The 17664-nt window shown below is 32.6% G+C and carries 14 protein-coding genes and 3 pseudogenes; 7 read left to right on the top strand and 10 right to left on the bottom strand.

Translation table 11 applies throughout. The annotated features are described in order from the left end of the window. The first annotated feature begins 93 nt into the window (after positions 1 to 93). Positions 94 to 912: pseudogene (locus tag ACP3TL_RS08775) on the top strand (ZIP family metal transporter). A 192-nt stretch (positions 913 to 1104) separates the two neighbouring features. On the opposite strand, the gene ltaS reads toward ACP3TL_RS08775, so the two are convergent. The 7 genes and pseudogenes from ltaS to ACP3TL_RS08810 all read right to left on the bottom strand — a co-directional run bounded on the left by ltaS (position 1105) and on the right by ACP3TL_RS08810 (position 8321). Next, positions 1105 to 3048 (bottom strand): polyglycerol-phosphate lipoteichoic acid synthase LtaS, encoded by a 1944-nt coding sequence (gene ltaS, locus ACP3TL_RS08780; protein ID WP_069833308.1) that lies wholly within the window; start codon positions 3046 to 3048, stop codon positions 1105 to 1107. Positions 3049 to 3831: 783 nt separating this feature from the next. After that, positions 3832 to 4836 carry a 5-oxoprolinase subunit C family protein gene (locus ACP3TL_RS08785; RefSeq protein ID WP_069815316.1) on the bottom strand — a complete coding sequence of 335 codons (1005 nt, stop codon included), beginning with the start codon at positions 4834 to 4836 and terminating at the stop codon, positions 3832 to 3834. Then, positions 4824 to 5532 (bottom strand): annotated as a pseudogene (gene pxpB, locus ACP3TL_RS08790) (5-oxoprolinase subunit PxpB). The gene ACP3TL_RS08785 and the pseudogene pxpB overlap by 13 nt, the downstream one beginning before the upstream one ends. Positions 5533 to 5554: 22 nt before the next feature. Further along, entirely contained in the window at positions 5555 to 5758 is a 204-nt protein-coding gene (locus ACP3TL_RS08795) for a hypothetical protein (RefSeq protein ID WP_069815314.1), read from the bottom strand. 235 nt (positions 5759 to 5993) lie between these two features. Further along, on the bottom strand, positions 5994 to 6602 hold the full coding sequence (locus ACP3TL_RS08800; RefSeq protein WP_069833307.1) for an aminotransferase class IV: 609 nt from the start codon (positions 6600 to 6602) through the stop codon (positions 5994 to 5996). Next, complete coding sequence (locus tag ACP3TL_RS08805) at positions 6602 to 7744, bottom strand: chorismate-binding protein (protein ID WP_069833306.1); 1143 nt, start codon at positions 7742 to 7744, stop codon at positions 6602 to 6604. Before ACP3TL_RS08805 ends, ACP3TL_RS08800 begins: the two co-directional genes overlap by 1 nt. Beyond that, positions 7728 to 8321 carry an anthranilate synthase component II gene (locus ACP3TL_RS08810; RefSeq protein WP_069833305.1) on the bottom strand — a complete coding sequence of 198 codons (594 nt, stop codon included), beginning with the start codon at positions 8319 to 8321 and terminating at the stop codon, positions 7728 to 7730. Before ACP3TL_RS08810 ends, ACP3TL_RS08805 begins: the two co-directional genes overlap by 17 nt. Before the next feature lie 253 nt (positions 8322 to 8574). On the opposite strand from ACP3TL_RS08810, the gene queC reads away from it, so the two are divergent. The 5 genes from queC (at position 8575) to ACP3TL_RS08835 (ending at position 11530) form a co-directional block, all read left to right on the top strand. Continuing rightward, on the top strand, positions 8575 to 9246 hold the full coding sequence (queC, locus tag ACP3TL_RS08815) for a 7-cyano-7-deazaguanine synthase QueC (RefSeq protein ID WP_069833304.1): 672 nt from the start codon (positions 8575 to 8577) through the stop codon (positions 9244 to 9246). Position 9247: 1 nt separating this feature from the next. Beyond that, positions 9248 to 9673, top strand: a complete 426-nt coding sequence (queD, locus tag ACP3TL_RS08820) for a 6-carboxytetrahydropterin synthase QueD (protein WP_069815303.1) — start codon at positions 9248 to 9250, stop codon at positions 9671 to 9673. Further along, on the top strand, positions 9666 to 10382 hold the full coding sequence (gene queE / locus ACP3TL_RS08825) for a 7-carboxy-7-deazaguanine synthase QueE (RefSeq protein WP_069833303.1): 717 nt from the start codon (positions 9666 to 9668) through the stop codon (positions 10380 to 10382). Before queD ends, queE begins: the two co-directional genes overlap by 8 nt. 238 nt (positions 10383 to 10620) lie before the next feature. Then, a complete protein-coding gene (locus ACP3TL_RS08830; protein ID WP_069833302.1) occupies positions 10621 to 11214 on the top strand; it encodes a hypothetical protein in 594 nt (197 codons plus the stop codon). 64 nt (positions 11215 to 11278) lie between these two features. Beyond that, entirely contained in the window at positions 11279 to 11530 is a 252-nt protein-coding gene (locus ACP3TL_RS08835) for a GlsB/YeaQ/YmgE family stress response membrane protein (protein ID WP_069833301.1), read from the top strand. A 298-nt stretch (positions 11531 to 11828) separates the two neighbouring features. Here the strand turns inward: ACP3TL_RS08835 and ACP3TL_RS08840 are convergent, their stop codons facing one another. Continuing rightward, positions 11829 to 12893, bottom strand: coding sequence for a glycosyltransferase family 2 protein (locus ACP3TL_RS08840; protein WP_069833300.1), 1065 nt, complete (start codon positions 12891 to 12893; stop codon positions 11829 to 11831). Between the two features lie 535 nt (positions 12894 to 13428). Between ACP3TL_RS08840 and ACP3TL_RS08845 the strand changes: the two are divergent. Then, positions 13429 to 15029, top strand: a pseudogene (locus tag ACP3TL_RS08845) (IS3 family transposase). Between the two features lie 124 nt (positions 15030 to 15153). Here ACP3TL_RS08845 and ACP3TL_RS08850 read toward each other — a convergent pair. Next, entirely contained in the window at positions 15154 to 15993 is an 840-nt protein-coding gene (locus ACP3TL_RS08850; RefSeq protein WP_069832681.1) for an aldo/keto reductase, read from the bottom strand. Between the two features lie 233 nt (positions 15994 to 16226). Then, positions 16227 to 17576: a hemolysin family protein gene (locus tag ACP3TL_RS08855; RefSeq protein WP_285326099.1), complete on the bottom strand. Its 1350-nt coding sequence runs from the start codon at positions 17574 to 17576 to the stop codon at positions 16227 to 16229. Positions 17577 to 17664: the final 88 nt, after the last annotated feature.

Below are 17664 nucleotides of genomic sequence, written 5' to 3' on the forward strand. Positions count from 1 at the left end.
TATCGAAAATAGTAATTATATCTGTTAAACTTAATTTCAGTTCTATATATTATACACCTTTTTGAACTCAAATGATACAAAGGAGCAAAGCTTATGTCGGAATTTTTCCAAAACTTACCTCCTTACATCCAAGCATTAATAGCTGGTCTTATCACATGGCTACTTACTGCATTAGGAGCAGCATCGGTATTTATTTTCAAAAGAGTTAACGATAAGTTATTAAACTCAATGCAAGGTTTTGCTGCGGGTATTATGATCGCTGCAAGTTTTTGGTCATTATTACAGCCAGCCATTGCTTATGGTGAAGGCACAGCATTCCCATGGTTGCCAGCTGCTATTGGTTTTTTATTGGGTGGATTATTTATTCGGGGATTAGATTTAGTTATTCCTCATATACATCCAAATACCAAAGACACCAAACAATTTCATGAAGGTGTGGGTACTAAAAAACTCAACAAAAATACATTACTTGTATTGGCAATTACGTGACACAATATTCCCGAAGGCCTTTCTATAGGTGTAGCTTTTGGTGGTATTGTTTCTGGTAATGGTCAAGCAACATTTTTAGGCGCTGTTGGATTAGCCATCGGTATCGGAATACAAAATATTCCTGAAGGTGCAGCGCTATCAATGCCAATACGCGCTGCAGGTGCATCAAGATGGAAAGCTTTTAATTATGGACAAGCATCAGCCATCGTCGAGCCTATATTTGCTGTAGTCGGCGCTGCTGCCGTGATAATGATCACTCCTATGTTGCCATATGCTTTAGCATTTGCTGCAGGTGCGATGATATTCGTTGTGGTTGAAGAACTTATACCAGATTCTCAGGCAAGTAACAATACAGACCTTGCAACGTTAAGTCTAATGTTAGGATTCACAATCATGATGATACTTGATGTCGCACTTGGATAAGGACTTAAATTTAGTATTAAAAATGGTTTAGACATAAACCAAATAAGTAAACAATAGCTATGGACGTTTGAAAAAGCCTCATAGCTATTTTTATGTCTTTATTTTATATACATATATACGCGAATTCATCTAAAGTGAATTTTAAAAAAGAGCCAACACACCTAGATTAGGTATGTTGGCTCTGTAATTTATCTATTCTTTTTGCTCTTTTGATTTTGGACCAGGCTTATATTCGTACTCAGAAGGTTTCACTTTTTCGAAATCTGGGTTGTCATAGAATCTCAATAAGTCACCATTAATCAAATCATCACTCATTTGTAGATCTTTTTCAGCCTGTTGTTTACGTTTCTCGAAATCTTCAGGTTTTTTTGTTACTGGTTCATTGTTTTTATTATTATAAATTCTACCATTAACATATTTATAATCTTTCGTTATAAAGTCACCATTTCTGAATGGTACTGTGTCGTTATGATCTTTCGATAACATGTCTGTCCCCATCATTAGGTAATTCTTAGTATCAATACCCATTAAATGAAGCAGTGTAGGCATAACGTCTGCTTGACCAGCGTAAGTTTCATCTACTGTGCCTTCTTTGCCTGGTATTTTCAACCAGAAACCAGTACGGTTTAAGTCAGTAAATTTAGCTGGTGTAATTTCTTCACCTAATAATTTTTCCATAGCTTTATTATGGTTTTCAGAAATACCATAGTGGTCACCGTAAATCATTATAACAGAATCATCATAAATACCTTTTTTCTTCAATTCATTAACAAATTCTTCTAGTGATTCATCTAAATATCTAGCTGTTTGAACATAGCCATCTACCGTTGAATCCCCAGTATTTGGTGATTCTATTGTTGCATCCTCTGGTGATACAGTGAATGGATAATGGTTTGTTAATGTAATTAAATGACTGTAGAATGGTTCTTTTTCTTTAGCTAAGTAATCTGCTGATTCTTCAAAGAATTCTTTATCTTTAAGACCTAGATTCTCAAGATTTTCTTCAGACATATCATAATATGTCGCATCATAGAATTTATCTATACCAAAGTGTCTATAAACTTGATCACGGTTCCAGAATGTTTTGTAATCACCATGCATTACATTAGATGTATAACCTTGTTTTTGATCAAGAATTGCTGGCAATGATTGGTAAGTGTTATCACCTTTCAATGAAAAGGCTGAACCTTGTGGTAAACCGAATAAACTATTATCCATTGTAAACTCTGAGTCTGATGTTTTACCTTGACCCGTTTGATGGAAGAAGTTTGGATAATATCTATAACCTGCATTCCCTGATGATAATTTATTTAAGAATGGTGTTACTTCTTCGCCATTTACTTTTTTATCAATTAAGAAAGTTTGGAAACTTTCTAAGTGTATTTTAATAACATTTTTCTTTTTACCTGCACCAAAATACTCTTGATTTGGTTCAACTCGTTTTTGCTTCGAATAATTTAACACTTTAGTTAAATCATCTTCATTTGCTAAAGCTTTTTGCTGATTGTTTTGAATTGTTTTCACACCATCATAGACAGTGAAATTATATGGTCCTAAATATTTAACTAAATATTTGTGATCAAATGTACGTGTTAATAATTCAGGACGATCTGATTCTGCAAAAGCTAGATTCAGGAAGAATAACGCAATTGCAGCTGCCATAACTACTGGCACAAACTTTTTACTGAATACACGTTTATCTAACCATTTTTGTTTAAATATCAAGATAAAAAGGTAAATGATTGTATCAATAAAGTATACAAAGTCATACCATTTGAATGAAGCTGTCACTGCGCCGCCCATTGATTCAACATTTCCAACTTGGTTCAATGTACTAAACGTTATGAAATCAGAGAAGAACCTGAAGTAAACAACGTTCGCGTATAATAGGAAAGTTAAAATAAAGCCACCAATAAAGATAAACCAGAATGCTTTCTTTCCTTTAAAGAATAAGAAAATACTTAATACTAAAGCGATTAAACTGTATGGATTCATTAATAGGATTAGGTTTTGTACTAACCCTTTAACACCTAAAGAAAAATCAACATAATATGAAAAATACGTTTTAAATGCGACAGTGAGCACGGTCAGAATAAAAAACGCAAAAAGAGTTAATTTCTTTTTGTGTAGACTCATGTTTGTTTCCCCCGATATAGATTAATATAGGTTGGAAAATAATCCATACCTAGTAAAAAAATGGCAAAGTTACTGTGATCATATGTTGTTAGCGATATTAGTATCCCTAACTATACAAAGGTCGTTATTGGCAAAAGTTATCTTCTTTAGGTTATGTTCTTTAAAATCCTAAACAGCTGTGTATGTAATTTAAATTTCTATACACTAGAATTTTATTAGCTTGTTCAATTGTGAACTAAAGTTATAGTTTTAAAATTTTAAGTTTTATATTCTAATTAGAAACTTTTCATTTGTCTATATAGTGTAAATTGCGTAAACGTTTTCGTTTATCGATTAACGTCATCTTCACAATTTTTATCGTTTTGTAATGTTTCCGTAACAAAACGCATATAGTTCAATGTATAAATATAAAGCAATTCTGGTCAAATTTCAAGTAAAAACACACTTTCAAACGTAATTTAACGTTTTGCTCTTGTTTTGTTAAAGGCTTATTAATGGGCTGTGAATATATCATTAAGAAATAATATGCTTTTTAATTATACGCTGTTTGATTTTTATATTAATCAGACTAGAGTCGTATATGAAATGAATTTTTATTTTAATATTTTATGAAATAATAATACCGTTCTATAAAAATATGTTACAAAAATTTTAAAAGTTATACCTCTATACGCACTATTAAAAAAAAGCCGTAACCCTCACACAATTATCTTGAGGCGTTACAGCTTATCAGTAACCATTATATTATCCTTCAATTAGTAATATACATAGACCTTCTATTTTTTATTTCAACATCTCTAACTGCATTCTATATTCAATACCATGAAACAATTGGTTTAACCAATTTGTATATTTAATTAAATTCTTTTCTGCAGTTTCAATATCTATAAACTGGAATTTTAATTTTGTACCTTGATGCTTTTGCCCTAGCTTAGTTAAATGATAACTCGCAATTGTCCCAATTTGTGGGTAACTACCTATTGTGTAGTGGTCATTGAGTAAAATAATCGGTGTGCCATCTCTTTTAACTTGTATCGTGCCTATTTGTACAGATTGATGCGCTGGCATATCTTCATAAAAAGCCTTCACGGGTTGTCCTTCTACATACATCCCGACTCTATTCGCTTTACTCGTGACTTTATATTCCCCAAGCGTAAAGTGACTTAATGCTTCTTGTTCAAAGTCTTCTGTCCCTTTATTTTTAATGACATGAAAAACATCTGACATATAATTAAAGGAAAGTGCGTAACCATCAATGCCCCAGTCTGTTTGATGTTTTTCTTCTAGATTTTCAAACAATTTAAGGTGGCGTTCAGTGTAGTCACGTTTCATATTAATTTCGTCACCTTTTTGCAATTTACGTCCATGAAAACCGCCAATTTTCACTTTAAAGTCAGTTGAGGTTGAACCTAACCACTCATCTAATTCCAAACCACCACCGATTGCTAAATATACTCTAGATGTGCGATTTGTCTCTGTAAATACAAGTACGTCACCTTTTTCCATTAAGTACAACTTATTTGGTAATACTTTCATATGTTCTGTTTTAGCTTTAAAACTACCACCACTTAATGCAATCAATGTTGATTCAGTAAAGCGAATGCTCGACATTCTATTTGTCATCTCTAACGTAGCTTCACGTTTATCATTTGCAACGAGTCTGTTCGCTATTTCATGGGATAACGGATCTAGTGCGCCGCCAGGAATAACGCCGTTGTGCTCATAGCCTTTACGCCCAAAATCTTGGAAACTTGAGAATAATCCTTCACCTTCTATTATGATTGACATGGTTCAAAGCCTCCTAAATCCAGCGTTTCTTCTGTTATTGCGTTAAATGTAACGTTATCGCCTAATTTTAGCTTAGTAAAATCAGTTTCTTCTGGGTCAAATAAGCGAATGGGTGTGTAGCCAATGACTAACCAATCGCCATAGGTATCTATTGTAGTAATACCTGTCTTTTTCCCTTCTATAACGACAGAGCCTGCTGGAATAAACGTTTTTTTGCCACCTGTGTGATTAACAAACAGGCGCTTATCCATTCCGGTAAGATAAGGAAATCCAGGTGTAAAACCCATCATTGAGACAAAATACGTATGTTTAGTATGTAGCTTCACAAATTTTTCAAAATCTAATTTGTAATGCGTTAATAAAGCTGCTAAATCAGGACCAAATTCTCCCCCCATAAATAACTGGAATTTCCATTGGCTCAATCTCTTGCGCTTCGTGTTTAATCTCTAATTGCACGGTTTGCATTAATGCATTCATATATAAAAATGGTGATTTAATATTGTAGTGTTTAATCATATCTCGCGCATCATAACAAATCATCATATCTGATTCAGTAGGTACAATTTCGGTTATAAAAGGATAGTCTTTTTCTAATAAATACGTTTTTAATGCTAATAAATCTTCTGTTAAATCCTTAGAGACTTCTTTTTCAATAGAAACTACAATTGCTTGGTCTCCCTGGCTATATATTTTCATAGTTTCACCTCTTATATTCTTACTAACGATAAAACACATTTAATCCTTGTACCAAATAACCCACAAGTGCTTTCACTAGAAAATAGACTACTACAAATTGAATCATGCAAGAGATTGTAATTACGAATCTTGCAATATAAATCTGTTGTTTTTTCAGCAAACGGTTTACATACCATTTTGAAAGCAAGGTTATTAAAATCATTGTCAGTATCCAAACCAATATCATCGTTATGCCTCACTCGCTGTTTATAATTTATTACGTAATTATTTAAGTGCACCCTTGTCTATAGTCTATTAGGATTACTTGTGTATCACTGGATTTAATACTATGATACGCCTTATCACGCGTATGCAAATCAAAGGCTAATTTGTCACAACTCTCATATTTTCACGTTGCCGTTTTCTATAATGGTCACCATCTCTGAATTCATGGCAAACCCAATGTTTATACTTTCTATATTCTATAGATAAATTTCAACCTCGGCAACCTCTCGCAAACTATTTATAAGAAAAACCTGTATCTGATTTTTCAATATTTTATCTTTAAAATCGTTTATATTGTAATTTTTTTGCGATAATTTCTCATCATCTATAAGTGATTGTCTCATACAGCCACGTAAGAAATCTTCATTATATAGAGGTGTATAATAGCATCCACCTTCTTTTATCATGAGATTTCCAATATCGAATTCTAATAATTTCCCATTAGAATCATATAACAGCACTAGGTCAGTCTGATGATTATGTGATAAATGTTTTCTAACGGTTGTTTTATTTATTAATTCGGGTTTATTTACATTATCTGCTAAAGGTACTAATTTTGCGGTAAATTTATTTTTATCAGATAATGCTGCAACAACATAATCTAGTGAACCATCTTGGTCTAATAATATTTTTATACGATACACACCTGTAGGATAGTCATTCATTAACATTTCGATTAACTGATTCCATTTCGCTTCATCCAAGTCAAATTTAAGTTGCTCAGCAGACTGTTTTATTCGTTTTTTGTGATAAGGCAAGCGCGGAAACTTACCTTCTTCCAAACGCATTGTTTCAAATAACTGCATTATAATCTCTCCAGTATTTTTGTTTTATCCTTAAATTCTTGTACTTCATCTTCAGGATTAGAGTCTATGGTAATACCTGCGCCTACACCATATATAGCTTGGTCATCTATATATTGAATCGTTCGAATAGGCACATTGAAAATAGACTTTCCGTCTGGCAACAGCAAGGCAACTGTACCACAATAACCATTTCTCGGAGTTTGCTCTAACTTTTTAATATATTTCATGGTATTGATTTTTGGTGCTCCTGTAATAGAACCGCACGGAAATAATGCTTTTAAAATGTGTATGAGTTTAGTCTCTTGAGGTAAAGTCCCTGTGACCATCGACGTCATTTGAAATACAGTGCTGTAGCGTTCTATATGAAATGGTTTATAGACTTTTACAGTTCCTGTCTCTGCGATACGACTAATATCATTTCGTAACAAGTCCACGATCATGACATTTTCCGCTTTATCTTTAGCTGAATACATTAACGTATGTAAATTTTGCTGGTCTTGCGTTTCAGAATGCCCTCTAGCTATAGTGCCTTTCATGGGTTTACTTAATAATACATCTTTCCGATTTTCAAACGGTCCACGTTGGAAAAATAATTCTGGTGAAAGTGAAGCTAACTGTACTTCATCTGTATCTATTAAAGCAGAATAAAAGCCATGATTTTGACGCTGTAACACTTCATATAATGTAGCAATCGGATAATGTATATCATCAGTCAAACGTGTCGTATAATTCACTTGATATGTATTACCTTCAATGATTGCAGATTGAACTGCTTTAATATGGGTGATTAATTGTGATTTATTTAATTGAAATTTAAAATCACATTTTGGTATGTATCGTTCTTTTTTGTCAGTTAATGTTATATCTTCCTTTTTGTCGAAAACATAAGCAGCTGCAAAAACATATTCATCCTTTATTTGTACCGTAGCCATCTGTTCATTGAAAAAAGGCGCCGCTTCATAGGGTAAATACAATGCTACATAACCACCTTGGCATTGATGCATTTCTGCAAATTGTATAACACTTCCTACTTCGTCTAAGTGATATGCGATTAATTTATCTTTACACTGCGTAAATTGATATTCGTGGGTTTCATATTCTGATTCGTCTAATAAATAGCGATAATTAAATTGTATTTGCATGAGCACCCTCCACGATTTCTATAAATAATTTTATTTGTTCAATGCCACATTCACTCAGGATAGATTCAGGATGGTACTGTACACCATAAACAGGTAATGTTTGGTGTGCACATGCCATAATGATACCTTCTTGATTCGTTGCTGTGATTTTTAATGTTTTTGGAAATGTCTCAGTATCAGCAATCAAAGAATGATATCGCATAACATAAAATGTATCGGCTAAACCTTTAAAAATACCACTATTATCATGTTGAATTTGAGTTGTGTGACCATGAATCGGTTTATAACCTTTTATAATATCTCCACCAAAATAAGTCACTAATTGTTGAAATCCTAGACATACACCTAGAATTGGAATTTGTTCTAAAAAAACTTTTATAACCTCATTTAATATAGGATAATCATCAGGTGATCCTGGTCCTGGAGAAATAACGATAGCATCAGGAGAAATTTGCGTAATCTTCTCCATAGAAACTTCTTCAACATCTACCACATTAACTGATCCACTGAAACTTTGCTTAATATAGTCTACAATATTGTATGTAAATGAATCTTTATTATCAATGATTAGTATCATTTCATCACCTCTTTATGTATCTTTCACTATCTATTATACTCATTATCCCAAATCTCAACTTGATTTTACAGTTTAAATGTATTATTCTTATCACCGTATAAATGAATATAAAGAGGTTCCTAGCTGACACCCTCTATAAAAAACTAGACACGTAAACAACGTCTATCTTTTTTATAAGGATAGGCGTTTTTTTATGGTGTCATAGCGAAATTGAGTAAAAGCTAGTATGACATTATTAAGGAGTGCAAGATATATGACGCAACAATCTTTAAACAGTAATAAAGCCATCGTCGTTTTCAGTGGAGGACAAGATAGCACAACTTGCCTATTTTGGGCAAAGCAACATTATGACGATGTCGAATTAGTAACATTTGAATATGGTCAAAGACACGATACAGAAATTAAAGTAGCTAAGCAAATTGCTGAAGCACAAAATGTAAAACATCACATATTAGATATGTCTTTACTTTCTCAACTTACACCAAACGCATTAACACAGCATGATATGGATATTGAAGTTGGCGAAGACGGCGTGCCAAATACGTTTGTACCGGCCAGAAATCTTTTATTCTTATCATTTGCAGGTGCGCTCGCATATCAAACAAATGCGAAACATATTATTACTGGCGTTTGTGAAACTGATTTCTCTGGATACCCTGACTGTAGAGATAGTTTTATTAAATCAATGAATGTTACTTTATCGCTATCTATGGATAAAGATTTCGTTATACACACACCATTAATGTGGTTAGATAAAAAAGAAACTTGGGCACTAAGTGATGAACTTGGCGTACTAGACTATATTAGATACAATACGCTCACTTGCTACAATGGCATTGTCGGTGAAGGTTGTGGAGAATGTCCTGCTTGTGAATTAAGAGCACGAGGTTTAGACGCTTATCTAAAAGAAAAAGGAGCTGAATAACATGTTCCAACAAAATTACCCTAGCGTTCAACATCCTTACAGCTTTGAGCTTAATAAAGACTTCAACTTTTCTGCAGCCCATTATATTCCTAGTGAAGATGCTGGAAAATGTATGCGTACACATGGTCATACCTACTTCGTAAATTTAACAATTGGTGGCGATACATTAGATCATAATGGTTTTTTAGTGAATTTTAGTGACCTAAAAAAATTAGTTCATGACCAATTCGACCACCATTTACTCAATGATTTACCTCAATTCAAAGGTAAAAGTCCATCAACCGAAATCGTTGCACAGACAGTTTATGAAATGGTGCAAGCTTCATTAAATGAACGAGACAACCAGCCTAAATGTCTACAAGTTTATGTTAGAGAAACACCTACGAGTTATGTTGTCTATAGACCAAAGGAGTCCAAATATGAGTAAAATTCCTGTTTTAGAAATCTTCGGTCCAACAATTCAAGGTGAAGGCCGTGTGATTGGACGAAAAACGATGTTTGTTCGCACAGCTGGTTGCGATTATCGTTGTAGTTGGTGTGATTCTAGCTTCACTTGGGATGGTAGTGCCAAAGAAGATATACGCATGATGACCGCTGAAGAAATATACGACTCACTTTATGAAATTGCTGGTGAATCATTTAATCACGTCACAATTTCTGGAGGTAACCCTGCTCTGATTAAAGGCATTCAGGATTTAGTCGATCTTTTTGAAACTAAAAACATTTATAGCGCATTAGAAACACAGGGGAGTAAATTCCAACCTTGGATGACACAAATTGATGACTTAACTATTAGTCCGAAACCCCCAAGTTCAAAAATGAAACCTAATCTACCAATATTAGATGAAGTTATCAAAAATTGTATACCTGCTTCTTTAAATTTAAAAGTTGTAGTATTTGATGACCAGGATTACGATTTTGCTAAAATGATACACCATAGATACCCTACGATTCCTTTTTATTTACAAGTAGGTAATCCCTACCTAGATGGTGATTACGTCGAATCACATACCGAAAAGTTATTATCATTATATGAAACACTCGTCGACCGTGTCATGACAAGTAGTGATATGAATAATGTTTATGTCTTACCACAGCTACATACATTACTATGGAGTAACAAAAAAGGTGTTTAAATTGAGTATTTCGTCCGATACGTTGTATAATGCTTCTTATCCGTATAACGGTGTCTCTATTTTTAGTGACTTTAAATCGTTAGGATAACTATCACTGCTAATATATAAAAGGAAAAAAATTTGTTTCTATTTAACCTAATATTTTTATGTAAATTTAAATAATTAATTGTTATTAAATGATTAACGTAATATTAATTGGTATAATGTTGCAGTGAAGTATCTAGGTTAGGAGAGCAACATGCTAATAAATATAATTATAAATATAGCTGCGGTATTAATTATTCTCGGAATTGGTTTATATCGTCAGAATTTCAAACAACTTAAGTTTAGCTCTATACTCATTGCTTTATCTGTAAATGGTCTCATCAATTTATTTCTCGTCGGTGAATATGACTACATCGCATTTTATACAAGTGCGCAACTCATCATTTGGACCATATTACAATTGTATATAAATAGAAAAGTAACTGTATACGTTATAACAGACCAAAAATTCATTGCGGTTGTTCTTACTATTATAATGAGCACATCCTTAATACTTACTTATAGTACAAGTCATGATTCATTTTATATGTCTATTCCTTATTTAGCCCCAGCCATTTTTATCATAGGCGCTATCATGCTTTTTTATAGCACATTTCAACCAAAGGAAAAAGAACAACTTAAATTTATGAATCGTATTCGACGCCCTATCTTTATCGGTCAAATATTAATTATTGCATCGTCGTCAGTAATGACGCTATTAACGCCTTATTGGTATGCTTTTGTAATTATTCATTTATTGTTTATATCATTCTTATTATGGCAGAATATATTTTCTTCACATAAATGATTAACCTTTTATATTTTGTGGTATAGATTAGAAGTCGAACGAATAATAAAGGAGGCAAATCAATATGGGCTTTATACTTATGTTAATAGTCGGTGGTTTAATCGGTTGGATAGCTGGTGCTATCGTAGGTAAAGATATACCAGGTGGTATTTTAGGTAATATTATCGCTGGTATTGTAGGTTCAGCGCTAGGCTCTTGGTTACTTGGTGATTGGGGTTGGCATTTAGGTGGCATCGCGATATTCCCAGCACTTATCGGGACAATCATTCTAGTAGCAATTGTTTCATTTATTTTCGGTAAGTTACGTAAAAAATAAAAGCAAAAAGTAAAATTACTAATCTAAAACATTAATAATTTAAATCAAGGAAATAAACCAAATGCCTTTGTAGCATTTGGTTTATTTTTTTAGTTATGCAACACCTTGAGTCAATCTTTGTTCCTCAATTTTATTATTTAATTCCTATTGAAAATGGCATTGATTTGAATCAACTCCTGACGAATTAATAAAGTACTAGCCGAAGTCTAAAGGCTAAAGCTGTGCTCTCAGAAAAGCGCATACAAAAAAATGCCAACAAAGTCAGAAACTTTGTTGACACTCTATAACAACCTAAATTTTATCTGCTTTTAACAAGTTTTTTCTCTTCTTCGTCTTCTTTAACCTTACTTTCATAATTTTGATTATGTTGTTTGAAACGCTCATTCATATCTTCTTCAAAGCTACGCTCTACTTTTTGACTCGAGCAATTTAAGTTCGATGCCTGTACAATATATTTCGGGCGTTGTTTGACCTCGTAATAAATACGTCCAATATATTCTCCAACGATTCCAATTGAAATCATTTGTATACCACCTAGTAGTAATATCGCAGCAATAGTGGAGAAATAACCTGGTGTTTCAATGCCATTAAACACAATGCCTGCAAAACTATAACCGATATACAACAAACTGATAAAGAACACAATAAAACCAAGATAAATCATTGCACGTAAGGGTTTGTTGTTAAAGGATATCAAGCCATCTATACCGTAATTTAATAATTTACCGAATGACCATTTAGATTCTCCGTCTTCTCTTTCTACGTTTTCGTAAGTAAACACTTTGGTGTTATATCCAATCCATTCATATAGCCCTTTTGAAAAGCGGTTGTATTCATCTAATTCAGTCAATGAATGCACTGCACGTTGACTCAGTAATCTGAAATCGCCAACACCATCTTCCAATTTAATATCCTCTACAAAATGATTAATCATTTTGTAATACAATTTTGTCATAAATTTTCTAGCTGGTTTTTCGTTCTTTCTGTCACGCTTCGCAACAACTTGATCATAACCGTCCATATAGCCAGCAATCATTTGGGGTATTAATTCAGGCGGGTGTTGTAAATCAGCGTCTATCATAATTGCTGCGTCACAGTCTTTACTATTTTGGAAACCTGCAATCATTGCAGATTCTTTTCCAAAATTACGACTAAACGAAATAAATTTCACATGGTCATCTTTAGTCGCTACATCTTGAATAAATTTTATTGTTTGATCTTTACTACCATCATCTACAAATAGTAAATCGTAGTCATATTGATGATATTGACTATCTTTTGATAATATTTCAGTCAAACGTTGATAAGTCTTTAATACTACTTCACCTTCATTATAACAGGGTACTATAACTCTTATTTGCATATTAAACACCTTCATTTCAATTACTTCAATTTCACTTTATCAATTTTTATCACTATATTGCTATACTAACCAATTAGATTTACACAATCTTTATATAGCCTTAATATTCATTGCTCAAACTTAACTTAGTCAACTTGTTTTTTAAAAATATCTAGTTATTTAGGTTAAATACATCTTAAAAAAACAGAGCAAAATGATTTAAGCGTTACAAAATAAGATAAAACCTTGAAATTTAAATGTGGTTACTAATATTGTTCGGTATTAAAATTATTAAAAGTTATAATTTGTAACTTTAGTCTATCAACTATTTGATGAATTTGGAAACAAAACCCTTTATTATCGCTACTAGAACTATTTGAAACCCTCTTGTTTTTATACATTTATAAACATATCGTTTGTTTTAAGTGCTGATAACTAATGCATAGTAAGGGCCAGAGACTACAAGTTCGAGCCTTATTATAAAAAATTAGACAAACATGCACTTAAAAAAATTTAAAAAGCTTAAATTAAAAGCACCAATCTATTAAAAAAACTAATATGCTCCCTTCAAAGTAGACACTTAAAAAGTAAAAACTTTGAAGGGAGTTTTTTTGTGTCTCAAAAACTTAAAGTAGATTTAAATTCACTTCTTATTGCCTTTGACAAATATGAAGAAGGCATGAGTTTTGCGAATATTGTAGATGAATTAAACCTAGATATTCATACAGGTATATTAAGAGATAAATACTATCAATATTTAGATAAAGGTATGGAATCGTTGATTCCAAAATCAAATAACAATAGTTATTCAAAAGAATTTAAAATGAACGTTGTTGATGAATATTTTCATAGTGAGTTATCTTATCGAGATTTAGCGATTAAATACAACGTGCCATCACATAAGACTATAATTAATTGGACAAAACGTTATACTGAGGATAAAGAGAATCAAAATTATTCTTCAATATCTGAGGTGTATACAATGAAAGCGAAAAAAACGACTTATGAAGAAAAATTAAACATCGTTAAATTTTATCTGGATAATGAATTAAGTTACAAAGAAATAGCTCAAAGATTTAATGTTACTTACGGTCAAGTGTACCAATGGATACAAAAATATAAAGAGCATGGCAGCGACGGTCTAATCGATGGTCGAGGTAAAGGTAAACCTCAATCAATATTAACTTCTGAAGAAGTTAATGAAGCTGAAATTAAAGCATTAAAAGAACGTAATAAAATTTTAGAAATGGAAAATAAAGTTTTAAAAAAATATCAAGAAATAGAAAGAGAGATGATGAATCAAAAATCAAACAAATCACGGCATACGAAACGATCCAAACGCTAAAAGAAGAATATCCTGTTCAACAACTATGCCAAACGCTTGGAATTTCAAGATCCAGTTATTATAAATGGATTCATCGCGTACCTACACAAAGAGATGTAGAAAACGAATCTTTAATGGAAGACATACAAGAAATATATGATAAATATAAAGGCATTTATGGTTACAGACGTATTTACATTTATATTCGCATTAAATTAGGTAAAAAAGTGAATCAGAAGCGTATTTATCGATTAATGAAAAAACTGAGACTAACTGCTGTCATACGTCGTAAGAGAGCACCATATAAACGTTCAACGCCTCAAATCACAGCTGAAAATATATTGAATCGTGAATTTCAAGAAGATAAACCTAACGTTAAATGGTTAACTGATGTAACTGAGTTTCGACTTAAAGCTGGAAACAAAGTATATTTAAGTGCTATTTATGATTTAGGTACAAATAAAATAGTTAGTTATGAAACAAGTGCTTCAAATAATAATCAACTCGTATTTAACACTTTTGATAAAGCAGTATGTAATATGGACTCTACCGAAGGTATTCTTTTGCATAGTGACCGAGGGTACCAATACACATCTAGGCGATTTAGAGATAAATTAAATCGCTTTGGCGTAATTCAAAGTATGTCGCGTGTTAGTAGATGTATAGATAATGGACCAATGGAAAGTGTTTGGGGGATTATTAAAAGTGAGATTTATAGAGGAAATAAACATTATTTATTTGAGAATATAGAAAGAGCTAAAATTATTATAGATGATTATATTCATTTTTTTAATAATGAGCGCATCACATTAAAAATGGCTGATCTCGCTTAATACGAGATCAACCTAAAATTTAATTATTTACTTGTCTACTTGACTGGGTGCAGTTCAAAACTAATAGATTGATGCTTTCTATTTAAGCTTGTAAGATTTACGTCCTAGGTTGTGTTATCAATTCTTATTTTAAACTACCTATACGTACTTTATCTGGATCATTTCCTTGACGGTCATCACAATTCAAACGATCTATCTCAGCGATGTCTGTCAATTCCAAATTAAAGTCGAAAATATCATAGTTTTCTTTAATGCGTGCTGGTGTTTTTGATTTTGGAATAATTAAGCGATCATGTGACAAATGCCAACGTAATACAATTTGGGCTGGCGTTTTACCATAACGGCTTGCCATCTCTGTGATCAATTCATGTTCTAATAAACCTCTATTTCTCATCAGTGGCATCCATGCTGTCACAGCGATATCATGCTTATCACAAAAAGTTTGTAGTTCATGTTGATTGAAATATGGATGCACCTCTATTTGATTCACAGCAGGTACAATGTCAGTTTGCGACATTAATTTTTCTAAATGGTGCGCATTAAAGTTACAAACACCTATTGCACGAACTTTGCCCTCTTCATATAGTTTTTCCATGGCTTTATAAGTTTCAACAAATAAACCATCCGCTTCACATGGCCAGTGTATTAAAAATAAATCTAAATAATCAGTACCTAAGTTTTCTATTGATTTTGTGAAAAAATTGATTGTATTGTCATAACCTTGATAATCATTCCAAATTTTTGATGTAAGAAATAAATCTTCACGCGGTATCTCAGATTGTTTTAATGCATTACCTAATGCTATTTCATTTTTATAAAAATAAGCGGTATCAAATGCACGATAGCCCGCTTCTATGGCAGCTGTTACTGCAGGTTCCATTTCTTCATCTGTAATTTTATATACTCCAAGACCCACTCTCGGCATTGGATAACCATTATTTAAATAATACACGTCTTCTAACATGATTTAATCCCCCTTCAACTAAGTTGAAATTATTTTAAAGATATATCGTTATACTCTGCTCATTATAGCAATACGTAATACATGAATCACGCATATTTATTTCAATATCAACACATCACTATTATGTTCATATAATGACAGTGATTTGAGCCGATTTATGTGAAAAAAGATACAAAAAAGCTATCGACAAATTCAGAGACTTTATCGATAGCTTTAAATATATATGACAATGATTAATCGTTATCTTCATCGTCTTCCTTATTTTCAGGCGTTGGACGTGTTGCATTGTATTCAACTTCTAATAAAACAGTAATGATTTGATGGTTATCGACTTCAGACATGATCCAACGATCATATTCCGTATCGACATAATCGTTTTGTTGTAAGTTTGTATTATGTGCTTGCAACCAACCACCGATTGTATCAATGTCTTCAGAATCAGCAAATTCAATGCCGAGCTCATCATTTAAATCGTCTAATAATACACGACCACTAATTTGATATCTGCTGTCCGTTACTTTTACAACATCGTTTACTTCATCGTCATCAAATTCATCACGAATTTCACCAACGATTTCTTCTAAGATGTCTTCCATCGTTAAGATACCTGCCGTACCACCATATTCATCAATAATCAAACTGATATGAACATGTTCACGTTGCATACGTACTAACGCATCACTTATACGTGTCGTTTCAGAAATCATTGGTAAATCATGAACGTAATTACCTACTTTAATAGGTTTACCTGAAGCGTATTCTGTTAAAAACTCTTTTACATTAAGAAAACCTTTCACATGATCTTTGTCCCCATCTTCTGTAATCGGGTAACGTGTGAATTGATGTTCTTTAATCGTGTCTAACAGTTCATTTACATTAAACGGTTCATTCAATGTAGCCATTTGTGTACGTGGCACCATGATATCTTTGGCTTGTCTCTCATCAAATGAGAAGATATTTTGCATATAAGCCAATTCTGTTTGGTTTATTTCTCCACCGTTATAACTATTGTTTATTATAATTTTTATTTCTTCTTCTGACATTGCATCGTTATTTGCATCAGGATCTACACCGAACATACGTATAATCATTCTTGCAGAACCATTCATCAACCATATCAACAGTTTCATAATAGCCCCAAAATAATACAATGGTCTAGCGTATATTAATGCCATTTTCTCTGTATGTTGAATGGCCAAAGTTTTTGGAGCCAATTCGCCGAGTACTACATGTAAATATGTCACAATGATAAATGCGACAATAAATGAAACTGTCGTCGTTAACGCTTCAGGTAAATTAATTGCTTCAAATAGTGGATGCAGTAATTTACTAAATGTCGGTTCACCTAACCAACCTAATCCTAAAGATGTCACCGTAATACCTAGTTGACATGCTGATAAATAGTAGTCCAAGTTTTTAATCATTTTTTTTACTATACGTGCACTACTATTACCTTCTGCAACAAGTTGTTCAATTCTTGTCGCTCGGACCTTCACTAATGCAAATTCCGATCCTACGAATACCGTTGTTAATGCTATTAAAAAAGCAAATATTACTAAATTTATTATGGTCACAGTTTCCAATTAGTTCCCTATTTCTAGGGATTCACCTCCAAATATCGTGTCACAATAGATGACCGTACATAAGATTTATTGCTATGTTGCATTTTCA

It is taken from the genome of Staphylococcus caseorum (assembly GCF_049943195.1).
GTDB classification, from domain to species: domain Bacteria; phylum Bacillota; class Bacilli; order Staphylococcales; family Staphylococcaceae; genus Staphylococcus; species Staphylococcus equorum_A.

Excerpts from the sequence above, each read along its gene's own strand:
- ltaS (WP_069833308.1), bottom strand. The coding sequence starts at position 3,048 with ATGAGTCTACACAAAAAGAAATTAACTCTTTTTGCGTTTTTTATTCTG.
- ACP3TL_RS08785 (WP_069815316.1), bottom strand. The coding sequence starts at position 4,836 with ATGTCAATCATAATAGAAGGTGAAGGATTATTCTCAAGTTTCCAAGAT.
- ACP3TL_RS08795 (WP_069815314.1), bottom strand. The coding sequence starts at position 5,758 with ATGATATTGGTTTGGATACTGACAATGATTTTAATAACCTTGCTTTCA.
- ACP3TL_RS08800 (WP_069833307.1), bottom strand. The coding sequence starts at position 6,602 with ATGCAGTTATTTGAAACAATGCGTTTGGAAGAAGGTAAGTTTCCGCGC.
- ACP3TL_RS08805 (WP_069833306.1), bottom strand. The coding sequence starts at position 7,744 with ATGCAAATACAATTTAATTATCGCTATTTATTAGACGAATCAGAATAT.
- ACP3TL_RS08810 (WP_069833305.1), bottom strand. The coding sequence starts at position 8,321 with ATGATACTAATCATTGATAATAAAGATTCATTTACATACAATATTGTA.
- queC (WP_069833304.1), top strand. The coding sequence starts at position 8,575 with ATGACGCAACAATCTTTAAACAGTAATAAAGCCATCGTCGTTTTCAGT.
- queD (WP_069815303.1), top strand. The coding sequence starts at position 9,248 with ATGTTCCAACAAAATTACCCTAGCGTTCAACATCCTTACAGCTTTGAG.
- queE (WP_069833303.1), top strand. The coding sequence starts at position 9,666 with ATGAGTAAAATTCCTGTTTTAGAAATCTTCGGTCCAACAATTCAAGGT.
- ACP3TL_RS08830 (WP_069833302.1), top strand. The coding sequence starts at position 10,621 with ATGCTAATAAATATAATTATAAATATAGCTGCGGTATTAATTATTCTC.
- ACP3TL_RS08835 (WP_069833301.1), top strand. The coding sequence starts at position 11,279 with ATGGGCTTTATACTTATGTTAATAGTCGGTGGTTTAATCGGTTGGATA.
- ACP3TL_RS08840 (WP_069833300.1), bottom strand. The coding sequence starts at position 12,893 with ATGCAAATAAGAGTTATAGTACCCTGTTATAATGAAGGTGAAGTAGTA.
- ACP3TL_RS08850 (WP_069832681.1), bottom strand. The coding sequence starts at position 15,993 with ATGTTAGAAGACGTGTATTATTTAAATAATGGTTATCCAATGCCGAGA.